Here is a 12,822-nt window from a genome sequence, read left to right on the forward strand (position 1 = left end):
GCCAACGGCATGAAAATGCCTTATGATTCTGATAACAAGCTGCTGGCAAATCTGGATTCCATCGAACAGACGGTATTCAGGGAAGGTTGTTATTACACTCCCGTAACCGGTGTTCAGAGAAGAATAATGGAAGCATTGAACATCCCTAAGCCTTCTACGGAAATATTTGGAAAGCTCTCAAAAGAAGAAGAGGAAACAGACGAAGACGACAACATACAGTCTTTTGACGAATTGGATATTATCCTGAGTGAAATAGAGAAATAATAAGACCGAACCTCATGTTATTTGAAATTCGGTCTTATGACGCCTAAACATATGAATTGCAACAAAGTTTAGGTTTTCAAAATATTAAGTTAGTTACTTAACCGAAATCAGATTACTTAACTAAACAGGTTTCGAGACTCCAAACCTGATCTACGTAATCCTGGATTGAACGGTCAGAGTTGAACTTACCCATGGTGATTGAGTTAAGAATTGCAGACTTAGCCCAACCCTTCTTGTTGGCATACATCTTTTCGAGACGTGCATGAGCGTCTGAGTAAGATCTGAAGTCAGCAAGAGCGAGGTAAGTATCACCGCCTTCAAGTAAAGCACGCTTGATGCCGGCTAATTCACCAGGGAATCCTGGAGTGAAGTAGTCGCTGTCTAACCAGTCAAGAGCCTTCTTGATTTCGTGATCTCTGTTGTAGTAATCCCATGGATTGTAGCCGTTAGCCTTAACAGACTTAACTTCATCAACTGAGAGACCGAAAATAGCGTTGTTTTCTTCACCTGCTTCTTCAACGATTTCGATGTTAGCGCCGTCCATGGTACCAAGAGTAATAGCACCATTCATGGCGAGCTTCATGTTACCGGTACCGGAAGCTTCGTAACCTGCAGTAGAAATCTGCTGTGAAACATCAGCTGCAGGGATTAACTTTTCAGCTAAAGATACACGGTAGTTAGGCATGAATACAACCTTGATCTTGCCCTTGATGCGAGCATCGTTGTTAATGCGTTCGCCAACCTTGTTGATAGCGTAGATGATGTCCTTAGCCATCTTGTAGCCAGGAGCAGCCTTAGAACCGAAAATGAATACGTGTGGAGTCATTTCGAGATCTGGGTTTTCAAGTACACGACGGTATAAAGCGAGGATGTACAGTAAGTTTAACTGCTGACGCTTGTACTCGTGTAAACGCTTGATCTGAATGTCGAATAAGGCATTAGGATCAACTTCGATGCCGGTTTCAGCCTTGATTACGGCAGCAAGCTTAACCTTGTTAGCGTGCTTGATAGCCATGAACTTCTTCTGGAAGTCAGCGTTATCGGCATACTTCTTGAGATCCTTTAACTTGTCAAGCTTGGTTACCCATTCATCTGAACCTAAGGTTTCAGTGTAGAGCTTAGCAAGTTCAGGGTTACATGAAAGCATCCAGCGACGTGGAGTTACACCGTTGGTTACGTTGCAGAACTTGTCGTTCCAGATCTGAGCGTATTCAGGGAATAAGTCTTCCTTAACGAGCTTAGAGTGGATTGCGGCAACACCGTTAACCTTGTGTGAACCAACTACGCAGAGGTTGCCCATGCGAACCATACGGGTTGAACCTTCTTCAATGAGAGAAAGCTTAGCCTTGATGAAATCATTGCCTGGGAATACGCGTTCACATTCGCCTTCGAGGAAGCGACGGTTGATTTCATAGATGATTTCGAGGTGACGTGGCAATACTCTTTCGAAGATGTATACAGGCCACTTTTCGAGAGCTTCCGGTAATAAGGTGTGGTTGGTGTATGAGAATACCTTGTAGCAGATATTCCATGCTTCTTCCCAGCCTAAACCTTCTTCATCCACGAAAATTCTCATTAATTCTGGGATTGCGATGGTTGGGTGAGTATCGTTCAGCTGAACGGCAATCTTGTTAGCGAATTCAGAGTAGTCAACCTTACCGCTTGCAAGAGTGTGAGCACGCTTGTAACGTCTTAAGATATCCTTTAATGAACATGCAGAGAAGAAGTACTGCTGAACTAAACGAAGGATCTTACCGGCTTCGGTAGAATCGTTTGGATATAAAACCTTGGAAATGGTTTCTGCTCTTGCCTTTTCAGCCTGAGCGTCAACGTAACCGCCTGCATTGAATACGTCCCAGTCGAATGATTCCGGAGCCTTTGATTCCCACAGACGTAAAATGTTTACTGTAGTACCGTTGTAACCTACTACAGGGATATCCCAAGGCACACCTTTAATCTTCTGAGCTGGGTGCCATACTTTCTTGAGAGAACCATCTTTTTCAGAGTAGATAGTTTCAACATAACCGCCTAAGGCAACTTCCTGAATTGATTCTGGACGGCAGATTTCCCATGGATTGCCGTATTCACGCCATGAATCAGGACGTTCGATCTGACGGCCGTTGTGGATTTCCTGACGGAAAAGACCGTTTTCGTAATGAATACCGTAACCTAAAGCAGGAAGGTTTAAAGTAGCGAGTGAGTCGATAAAGCAAGCAGCTAAACGACCTAAACCACCGTTACCCAGTGCCATATCAGGTTCTTCTTCGCATAAATCGGTAAGATTGATGCCGAGATCCTTTAAAGCATCTGAACATACGTTGAATAAGTGAAGGTTGTGAAGGTTGTTAGCAGTTAAACGGCCCATCAAGAATTCAGCTGAGAGGTAGTGTACAGCTCTGGTATCTTTGTTTGCGTGGGTCTGCTGAGTCTGAGTAAGACGTTCGTAAACCAGTTCGTTAACAGCTGCACAGGTAGCCTTCCACCATGACTGTTTAGTAGCCTTGTTTTCGCTGGTGCCAAGGGTAGAGTGAAGGTGATGAACAATCTTAGCCTTAAAATCTTCCTTGGTATAATTCAAAGATGCTGAATCAAATGATGATGCAGATGCAGCGTTTGCTGCCTTTTTATTTGCCATAAATTACTATTCCTATTCTACTCGAAATTAACCGAGCTCCAATTTACATCTATAAGATATAAGAAATCACGACCATATCGTATAAATATAACCACGATATGTATGTTAGCTAATGAATGACTAGCATTTTTTGATCTAAATCAATTTTAGTATAAATATGTGGATTATGTATCAAAATTTTTAAAAAGAAAATGTTTTCAAACTCATTTTTTCCATTCGCAATTTTCAAACTTTTTTAACAATTAAAATAACGTGATTTACATCACATTTTTGATTTACCCCACCCGATCAACCGAATCAGACCATAATATTTCACTTCTTCCGTCGTGAACCGAACCGTCATAACGGCTCAGAATGAGGTCATTATAGTATCCTCATTAATGAGCGGTATCGTATTGTGCGCAAAAGTGACACTCAGTGTACAATTCCGGGATCGTAAATTCAGAAACGGTTCACCTCTTCCTTATTATTGAAGATTCCTAAAAAAAAGACGCGGTTCAGACTGATGAACCGCGTCTTATCCTGTTTAACAGGCGGAATGTCCGCCCTTTCTAAAATTATACGCCTGCTTTTGCAAGAGCAGCTGAAACGATTTCCTGAGCTTCCTTCTGGATCTGCTTTAAGTGTTCTTCACTCTTGAAGCTTTCCATGTAGATCTTGTAGATTGATTCAGTACCGCTTGGTCTGGCAGCAAACCAGCCGTTTTCGGTTACAACCTTTAAGCCGCCGATGGCTGCACCGTTGCCGGGAGCTGCAGTCAGCTTGGCAATGATTGGTTCACCTGCGAGAGTTGAAGCTTCAACCAGAGCAGGATCAAGCTTTGAAAGCACTGCCTTCTGCTGAGTATTGGCAGGAGCGTCAACACGGTTGTAGATAGGATCGCCGTACTTGGCCTTGATTTCGTTGTAGAGGGTCTGAGGATCCTTACCGGTTACGGCAAGAATTTCAGCAGCCAGGAGACACATGATGATACCGTCCTTGTCGGTAGTCCATACCTTGCCGTTCTTACGGAGGAATGATGCGCCTGCAGATTCTTCACCGCCGAAACCGTAGGTACCGGTATAAAGACCGTCCACGAACCACTTGAATCCTACCGGAACTTCCTTAAGATCGCGACCAATGCCCTTAACAACTCTGTCGATGATTGAAGAAGAAACCAGAGTCTTGCCTACAGCGGCATCCTTGCTCCAGCCTTCACGGTGAGTGAAGAGGTACTGGATGGCTACGGCGAGGTAGTGGTTAGGATTCATCAGACCGCTCTTGCATACGATACCGTGTCTGTCGTAGTCAGGGTCATTGGCAACGGCAATGTCGAAACGATCCTTGTGGCTGATTAAGCTTGCCATTGCGTACGGGCTTGAGCAGTCCATACGAATCTTGCCGTCACGGTCAAGAGTCATGAAGCTGAAAGTAGGATCAACCTTATAGTTTACAACTTCGATATTGAGACCGTAGGTCTTTGCGATAACGTCCCAGTAATAAACGCCTGAACCGCCTAACGGATCAACACCGATCTTGATACCGGCCTTCTTGATGGCTTCGATATCGATAATGTTGATGAGATCGTCAACATATGGCTGTCTCATGTCAACCTGCTGAACATTGTCCAGGGTAAGAGCCTTCTGGAAGTCAACTCTCTTTACTTCCTTAAGACCGTTTTCCAGAATTTCGTTGGCGCGGTTTTCAACCCACTTGGTAATGGTGGTGTCGGCAGGACCGCCGTTGGTAGGGTTGTACTTAAAACCGCCGTCGGTTGGAGGATTGTGTGAAGGAGTGATTACGATACCGTCTGCGAGATCAGAGGTTCTGCCTTCATTATAGGTAAGGATGCTGTGAGAAACTACAGGAGTCGGAGTATATCCGAAGTCCTTTTCAAGTCTTACCTGACAGCCGTTTGCTGCCAGAACTTCAACTGCGGTGATAAGAGCAGCTTCAGATAAAGCATGGGTATCCATACCTACGAAAATAGGACCGGTCACACCTTCCCTGTTACGGTATTCAACAATAGCCTGGCTGATTGCAAGGATATGTGATTCAGTAAAAGCAGAAGTTAAAGAACTGCCACGGTGACCTGAAGTACCGAAAGCTACTCTCTGTTCAGGCTTGCTCATGTCAGGCTTGTTAGCATAGTATGATGCCATTAAACGAGGGATGTTAGTAAGATCTTCCAGTCTGGCTGGTTTACCGGCGTTTGGATTCAGTGCCATATCAAATCCTTAAATAAAAATTTCAGAACTTATATAAACTTATATATAAAATACTATCCGGCAGTTACCTTAAAATGCGAAATATCGGAAACAAACGCAAGATATGTTCTTTATCTGTTCCTGATTACGCCATTATATGATTAAAAAATATCAATATAATTAAACATTTACTGCCGAAACCTTAACTTATGCCGTGAAAATATTTTCACCACGCTAAATTAAAGTCACTCTATAATCGTGCAATATATCACATTTTAGGCGAAATATAAAAATTTTATTTCCGGGGATCGTAAAAAACATCTCCGCTGCACTCAGGCAGGACAATAAAAAAGAAGATCATGCCTCTGCATGATCTTCTTTTTGAATGTTTTCTCCAAAGCCTTCCTCTGTCAGCTCACCTGAACTGATTCCGGCAGAACCTGATGTCTGTTATTCATCACCTTTGGCTTTGTTTTCCCAGTAGTTCTGTTCACGGGCATGCGCTTCTTCACGTTCAGCGGAAAGCTTTACCGGTGCCCCCTCGTCTTCCGTAATGAAGTCTCCGGCCGCCTTCGGATAAAGTCTGGCCGCACATTCCTCAAAACAGATCTGCGCCCCTACTCCCACATGATCGGTAAGAACCAGCATGTCTTCCTCTATGGCATCGTCAGACTCCGCGGCATTGGGTTCAGCCACGTCCATTCTGCTGATGTCAACAAGATCATGGATAAACTCGTTAAGATCCTTGCTCAGATGGTTCAGCTGCTTCTGGGTTACGGAGAGTCCCGGCATGAAAGTGCATGCCAGATCCCTTATGTATGCCATTCTGGTTTCAATCTTTTCGTCATCATCCGGAACCAGAACATGGAAGCCTTCACCGCCAAGAAGCTCTTCAAGAGTCTCGGATGCCAGGGTATTTAAAGAGTTGAACAGACTGCCGTCAATTGACATGTCACTGAACACGAACTGCTCCAGAACCTTTTTGAAATTTCCGCTTTTAGAAGTGTTCTTAAGATTTCCGCCGCCGCAGATGAATCCTAAAATAAAGCCGTAAACCTCTGCAGGGCTGACCGGATGACCTGATTTATCAAGATCATTCTTCAAAGCCACATAATCATACTTGGCTGTCATGCCGTAGCTTCCTCCATATAGACAACAATACCTGTAAAACCGCACCGGAATATCCGCCGAAAAAAACATTCCTGCAGTCCGCAGGCTGCCGGGACTTTCCGATACCGTCTTTAATCAGAAAAACACCGGGTATCTTATCACAATTTGACATTATCCTGAGTTTTTTCGTGACCTGCAGAGGAAAGATTTCCGGAAATCGACACCGTCACGGAGCCTGACAAAGAAAATCAGTAAACCTTCCGCCTCACGGGAAAGTCAGAGCCGGTCCATTCTCCTGACAGTCATTCAAAGGAACACGTCAGATAATTCAGGTTCCTGAAATTTCTTAAAGAAAACCTGCCGTCCTCTGCCTAATTAAGCAGAAACTGTTTAAAATGATTTTTCTAAATTATTGCGAATCATCTCACAAAAAAGTATAATGTCGGTGTCGCGTAAACCGCAGGATCTTTAACCAAACAATAGAGTCAGATACATATGCATCCAATGTTGAACATTGCAGTTCGTGCTGCACGTGCCGCAGGTAACGTTATATCATTAAACTTTGAAGATCATCAGAACGTTTCAGCTGAAGAAAAGAACAAGAACGATCTGGTAACCAATATTGACCGCGAATGCGAAAAGGTTATTAAGGAAGTTTTATTAAAGAGCTACCCTAAACACTGCGTTAAGGGTGAAGAATTCGGCACCGAAGGCAACCCTGAATCAGATCACGTTTGGATCATTGACCCTATTGACGGTACCACCAACTTTGTAAAGGGTATTCCTCATGTTGCAGTATCAATCGGTCTGCGCATCAAGGACGTTACCACAGTTGCCGTGGTTTTTGATCCAATCAGAAATGAATTGTTCACCGCTTCAAAAGGCGACGGCGCACAGCTCAACGGCCGCCGTATCCGTACCGCTCAGGCAAAGACCCTTGACGGTACCATCATTGCAACCTCATTCCCTCACCGCAACCGCAACTATCTGGTTTCATACAAGCAGATGCTGTCAAACGTATTCAACAAGTGTGCCGACATCAGAAGAGCCGGTACCGCCAGCCTTGACCTTGCCTATGTGGCAGCCGGTCGTCTTGACGGTTACTTTGAATTATGTCTGAAGCCTTGGGACTTCTGCGCAGGCGAACTTATCTGCCGTGAAGCGGGTGCCATTGTTACCGATTTCTGCGGTGGCGAAAACATCTACAACTCAGGCAACATTGTCTGCGGTAATCCGCGCATCGTTCAGGCTCTTCTCAAGGAAATCATGCCTGTAGCCGAAAAGCAGAACATCAAGTAACATACAATCAGATTATATAAAATATATACAAAGTCTAATGATTTATTCATACTGTATATAAAACTAATTATTCGATATTTTTTATATAAAAGTTCGGTATCTATCATGCCGAACTTTTTGTTTATCTTTTTTTGAACTTCGTCAAATTTCTGCTAAAAAATTCCTGTCATTTGTGAACAGTTATCCATATTTCTGTCTTTTTCAAATTCCTCTGCAAACGTTACCACACAATAAACAGACCGATACAGCTGTTAAATTTTATGCGTTTCATTGTAAATCCTGTGTGAAGACAAAAAGTTAAAACGTGATCGTCTTAAAATTTCTGAAAACGTTTTATGCTATCATTCTCTATACAATAATTATAAAAAAACATTAAAAACACTTAATATAAAAAGTGAAGAAATCAACATAAAAACAAAACATAAGGAATGTCAACATTCCATGCATGAAAAATAATTACCCAATTCAGAAGGAAAATGGATAATGAACTTTAAAAATTCTAACAAGCTTAAAATGCTGGCCCTTGCTATTTCAACCATGGTAACCGCCATGTCAGCCTCCAGTGCCAATGCCGAGTCCTACGAACAGGAAATGGTTATCGTTCACCCGTTCCAGTGGACCTACAACAACATTGCCAGGGAATGTACTGAATATCTCGGGCCGGGCGGTTTTGACGGGGTGCAGATTTCCCAGCCTGCAGAACACATAAACCGCAACGACGTATGGTGGGCAATCTATCAGCCAGTCAACTTTTACAACTACACAACCATGGAAGGTAATGAATCCGAGCTCAGAGCCATGATCAAGGCCTGTAACGATGCCGGAGTGAAGGTTTTTGCCGACGCTGTTCTCAACCAGAGAGGTGGCGGTTCAGGCACCGGTATCGGCGGCAGCTACTACACGGAATACAGCTATGCCGACGGCTTTGATTCAAGCGACTTCCATACCGGATGTGCCATTACCACCTACGCCGACGCAGGACAGGTACGTTACTGTGCTCTCAACGGCCTTCCTGACCACGCTACCGACAGAGATTCAACCCAGACCAAAATCGCCTACTACCTGGCTAATCTGATGAATATGGGAATCAACGGTTTCCGCATCGATGCCGCCAAGCACATGGGATACACCGACATTGAGTCCATACTTGCCAAGACTGCCAATATCACCGGCAAGCGCCCTCCTGCATACCTTGAGGTTATAGGAGCAGACGGCGAAGCAGCGGACATTCAGCCGGAGAAATACACCTATATAAACAATGCCGTGGTGACCGACTTCGATTACGTAAGACAGATTGCCTCCGCTTTCGGTGACGGCAATTACGGCGAAGCGCTCAGTCTGTCCACCTATCTCGGAAGCAATGCCGAAGTATTCGTAAACAATCACGACAATGAAGCCGGTCGATGTTCTGCGGGAACCTGCTCCATGGGCACTCAGAACAACGTGAACTACCATCTGGCACAGTCATGGATGTCCGTATGGCCTGTAGGTACCGTAAGACAGGTTTATTCCGGTTACTCCTTCACCTATCACGACCAGGGCGGTCCTTTAAGCGCCGCACGCTGTGAAGGCGGCTGGCTGTGTCAGCACCGTGTACCGTACGTGCTCAATGCTCCTAGATTTGCCAGAGCCACCAGAGGCGAAGCCGTAACCTCACAGGGGTATGATGACGGCGTACTCTGGTTCAACCGCGGTGCCAAGGGCTTCTACGCCATGAACACCTCATCTTCTTCCGTAACCCGTACCTTCAACGTCTCAATGTCTGACGGTACCTACTGTGATATTCTCGGAACCTACGATCCTAAGAACACACCTTGCGGATCCGACGTTTCCGTAACCTCAGGCACCGTTACCCTGACCATTCCTGCAAAGTCCGCCATGGCCATCTGCAGCGACGAACAGTGGTGTGGCAAGGTTCCTGATCCGTGCGATTCCAACCCTACCGGCACCGAATGCCTCTGCAAGAATGAAACCACTGACGTTAACGGCTACTGTCTATCTTACTGTCAGGCGAATTCATCAGATGAATACTGCTACTGTCAGCTGAATCCTGATGCTTCCGAATGTCTCAGCGGCACTCAGAACACCAGAATAAATCTCTGCTATGCCGGCACCTCTAACTCATGGGTTCTTGAAAAGATGAAGTATGACGTCAGAACCGGTTACTGGAACCTCAACGTAAGTCTTGACGGTTCAGCAAACCAGCGCTTCAAGGTTGCCGAACACTGCTCATGGGGCGGTACCGTATACGGTTCATCAGGCAATCAGGGACAGCTTGCCGTAAATACCTCAACCACCGGTGACGAATATACCTCACTTACCGGAAACTATGCTCTGAGAATCAGAGATTCAGACATGACCTATGTTATGGACAAGCTGGACAATACCGCACCTGTAGCAGCCTTCACCTACGAAGCTGACAAGCTTTCAGTATCCCTGACCGATGCTTCAACCGATGCGGAAAATGATGCTCTGACCCACTACTGGAATTTCGGCAACGGCACCTCATCAACTGAAAAGAATCCTTCAGTAACCTACGATGAAGCCGGTACCTATGTAATCGCTCTTACCGTAACCGACGCCAAGGGCGCTGCAAGTCGCACCGTATCACAGTCAGTTACCGTTAACGACAGAACCGTAATCGACCAGACCAGGGGAAGTCTCTGCTATGCAGGTACCTCAAACAGCTGGACATTTGACCAGATGACCTACAACGAATCAACCGGCTACTGGACAGTCACCGTAAATCTTGACGGTTCAGCCAGCCAGAGATTCAAGGTTGTGGACGGCTGTTCATGGAGCGGAAGCACCATTTACGGTTCATCAGGAGTTGCCGGACAGCTCACCGTAAACACTTCCACCACAGGTGACGAATATACTTCTCTCTCAGGTATCTATACCTTAAAGGTAAAAGATGCTGACATGAGCTACTCATTCGAAAACGCACAGTAACAGGAGGTTATAAAAGTTTTCCGGTCAAACCACCTGACCGGAAAACGTCGGACACTGATTATCTTTTATCGGAAAATCAGTGTCCTGAACATAAGTATCCGGATATGCCGAATCACCGGCATTTATTCTTCAGTTCAGGTCATTCCGAATAATCTGGAATTCTCATAAAATCCCGTCCGCGACAGTCTTTTCATGCGGTTTTCCGTAATCAGCGTTCACTGATTCTTAAGACTTTAATAACTTTTAACGGAAGTTTTCCGGTTGAATTCCGGCTGTTGTCCGTTTCCGCAGAATCCCGCAGAAACTGAAAGCTCATAATATGGAAAAAGCGGGCAGTCGCCCGCTTTCTCCCTGCATAAACAGCATCACTTACCGGAATTTTCAGCAAAATCCTCAGGATAACGCTTATTGTCTGAAGTCCTGTCACGTTCTTTCAGATAGCTGATTTTTTTCTGAATATACTGCTCATAACCGCGGTCGTTGGGCACGTACCATTCCATGTGTCTTATTTCAGGAGGAAGGAAACACTCCCCGGCGGCATATGCTCCCGGTTCGTCATGCGCATACCGGTATCCCTGATGATATCCGAGATTTTCCATAAGTTTGGTCGGAGCATTTCTCAGATAAATCGGAACATCGTAATCAGGATTTTCCTTCACGAATTTCAGCACGCTGTTCCATGCGGTATACAGAGCATTGCTTTTCGGAGCCACCGCACAGTACACGGCAGCTTCGGCTATGGCCCTTTCACCTTCGGCCCTGCCCACTCTTTCGTAGCAGTCCCAGGCGGAAAGAACTATGCCCATGGCGTGAGGATCCGCACTGCCGATGTCCTCTGAAGCAATTGCAACCAGTCGTCTGGCCACATACAGAGGGTCTCCGCCGCCTGCCACGATTCTGGCAAACCAGTAAAGTGCGGCCTGCGGGCTTGAACCTCTTACCGATTTATGAAAGGCACTGATTAAATCGTAGTAGTCATCACCTTTCTTATCATATCTTGAAATCTTCTCACTGCCGATTGAAGAGAGAATCCTCATGGTTATGACCTTCTGATTCTCCTTGTCAGGAACTGCCGAACCGGCGGCAATTTCAAGAATGTTGAGAGCACGTCTCGCGTCACCGCCGGACATTACGGCAATGGCATCCAGTGCCCCCTGCTCAAAAACCACGTTGTCGTTCTTAAGTCCTGCCGGACTTAAAACCGCCCTCATGATGATCTTTTCGATATCGCCTTTGGAAAGAGACCTGAGCACGTAAACCCTGGCTCTTGAAAGAATGGCGCTGTTAAGCTCAAAGGACGGATTTTCAGTTGTGGCGCCGATAAAGATAATCGTGCCGTTCTCGATGAACGGCAGGAAGGCGTCCTGCTGTGATTTATTGAAACGGTGCACCTCATCCACAAACAGAACGGTTCTGTAGCCGTTGGAAAGATTATGCTCAGCCTTTTCAATGGCGGCACGAATCTCCTTCACGCCGGAGGTTACCGCACTCAGACGTTCCACCCTGGCGTTGACAGCCCCCGCGAATATTTCCGCAAGCGTGGTTTTACCGACACCCGGAGGTCCCCACAGAATCATGGATGAACAGCGGCCGGCGGCCAGATCTCTTCTGAGAATGCTGTCAACTCCAAGAATATCATCCTGTCCTATGAAATCCTCAATGGTACGGGGACGCATTCTGGCGGCCAGCGGTTCATGTTCTTCCCTGAATCTGCTGCCCTTTGCTCTGGCGTCCTCTTCAAAGAGATCACTTTGACCGTTGATCATCTACGGTTACTCCTTCCGGAATGGCGTATTTGAAATCAGACGGCGTAAGTTCGGAATCCTTAATCGGAGTGAAATTGTAGATACTGTATTTACCGTCGTTTTCCACAAATCTCAGTTCCTTAAGCCCGTTGTCCTGCCCGAAGCTCAGAGACATTGATTTCACGTTTGCATTCTGATTCTTCGGCATCACGGTGAAGCTGTCCATTGATCCGCGGGTCACACTGTATTCATTCCAGAGTGATTCATCGTCTGAAATGACCAGCATCAGAGGAGATCTGTCAAGCTGCTGACGGAAACTGTAGATGGTTACCTGTTCCAGCATTTCGTCATAGCTGTAAACATCGCTTCCGTCCGCCACAATGGTGCTTGCATCCGGTTCCACGGTATCCATTCTGAAATAATTAGGTCTCAGGAGAAAAAGCTGGCCGCTCTGTTCCTGCAGCACCTTGTTGTCGGCAGAAAAAACGGTCTGCGCAAAGTTGACGCTTAATGATTTTTTCTCAAAAATCATCTTATGAAGAACTTCTCTGTCACCTGCGACAGCTTCTGAAGTCAGCCCCAGTACCAGAGCCGCACCCAGAATATATTTTAAGTGTTTAACCATATTCAT

General features: G+C 45.6%; 8 protein-coding genes. 3 read left to right on the plus strand and 5 right to left on the minus strand.

What is annotated here, in order from left to right:
• A partial coding sequence (locus T489_RS15195) for a hypothetical protein (RefSeq protein ID WP_031578136.1) occupies positions 1-264 on the plus strand: 264 nt, incomplete at its 5' end.
• 112 nt (positions 265-376) lie between these two features.
• Here the strand turns inward: T489_RS15195 and T489_RS0106835 are convergent.
• The 3 genes from T489_RS0106835 to T489_RS0106845 form a co-directional block, all read right to left on the minus strand.
• Positions 377-2,899, minus strand: coding sequence for a glycogen/starch/alpha-glucan phosphorylase (locus T489_RS0106835; RefSeq protein WP_084155443.1), 2,523 nt, complete (start codon positions 2,897-2,899; stop codon positions 377-379).
• A 557-nt stretch (positions 2,900-3,456) separates the two neighbouring features.
• Entirely contained in the window at positions 3,457-5,106 is a 1,650-nt protein-coding gene (pgm, locus tag T489_RS0106840; protein WP_031579321.1) for a phosphoglucomutase (alpha-D-glucose-1,6-bisphosphate-dependent), read from the minus strand.
• Positions 5,107-5,535: 429 nt separating this feature from the next.
• Positions 5,536-6,216 carry a UPF0149 family protein gene (locus T489_RS0106845; RefSeq protein ID WP_031579322.1) on the minus strand — a complete coding sequence of 227 codons (681 nt, stop codon included), beginning with the start codon at positions 6,214-6,216 and terminating at the stop codon, positions 5,536-5,538.
• A gap of 474 nt (positions 6,217-6,690) precedes the next feature.
• On the opposite strand from T489_RS0106845, the gene suhB reads away from it, so the two are divergent.
• Both suhB and T489_RS13580 read left to right on the plus strand, forming a co-directional pair.
• Complete coding sequence (gene suhB / locus T489_RS0106850; protein WP_031579323.1) at positions 6,691-7,494, plus strand: inositol-1-monophosphatase; 804 nt, start codon at positions 6,691-6,693, stop codon at positions 7,492-7,494.
• A gap of 483 nt (positions 7,495-7,977) precedes the next feature.
• A complete protein-coding gene (locus T489_RS13580) occupies positions 7,978-10,446 on the plus strand; it encodes a PKD domain-containing protein (protein WP_037319089.1) in 2,469 nt (822 codons plus the stop codon).
• A gap of 365 nt (positions 10,447-10,811) precedes the next feature.
• Here T489_RS13580 and T489_RS0106865 read toward each other — a convergent pair whose 3' ends face one another.
• Positions 10,812-12,212: a replication-associated recombination protein A gene (locus T489_RS0106865; protein WP_084155445.1), complete on the minus strand. Its 1,401-nt coding sequence runs from the start codon at positions 12,210-12,212 to the stop codon at positions 10,812-10,814.
• On the minus strand, positions 12,193-12,816 hold the full coding sequence (gene lolA / locus T489_RS0106870; RefSeq protein ID WP_031579328.1) for an outer membrane lipoprotein periplasmic chaperone LolA: 624 nt from the start codon (positions 12,814-12,816) through the stop codon (positions 12,193-12,195). The genes T489_RS0106865 and lolA overlap by 20 nt, the downstream gene beginning before the upstream one ends.
• Positions 12,817-12,822 lie beyond the last annotated feature (6 nt).

This window comes from Ruminobacter sp. RM87 (assembly GCF_000701925.1).
GTDB classification, from domain to species: Bacteria; Pseudomonadota; Gammaproteobacteria; order Enterobacterales; family Succinivibrionaceae; genus Ruminobacter; species Ruminobacter amylophilus.

Coding starts and splice junctions, on each gene's coding strand:
- lolA (WP_031579328.1), bottom strand. CDS start 12,816: ATGGTTAAACACTTAAAATATATTCTGGGTGCGGCTCTGGTACTGGGG.
- T489_RS0106865 (WP_084155445.1), bottom strand. CDS start 12,212: ATGATCAACGGTCAAAGTGATCTCTTTGAAGAGGACGCCAGAGCAAAG.
- pgm (WP_031579321.1), bottom strand. CDS start 5,106: ATGGCACTGAATCCAAACGCCGGTAAACCAGCCAGACTGGAAGATCTT.
- T489_RS0106835 (WP_084155443.1), bottom strand. CDS start 2,899: ATGGCAAATAAAAAGGCAGCAAACGCTGCATCTGCATCATCATTTGAT.
- T489_RS0106845 (WP_031579322.1), bottom strand. CDS start 6,216: ATGACAGCCAAGTATGATTATGTGGCTTTGAAGAATGATCTTGATAAA.
- suhB (WP_031579323.1), top strand. CDS start 6,691: ATGCATCCAATGTTGAACATTGCAGTTCGTGCTGCACGTGCCGCAGGT.
- T489_RS13580 (WP_037319089.1), top strand. CDS start 7,978: ATGAACTTTAAAAATTCTAACAAGCTTAAAATGCTGGCCCTTGCTATT.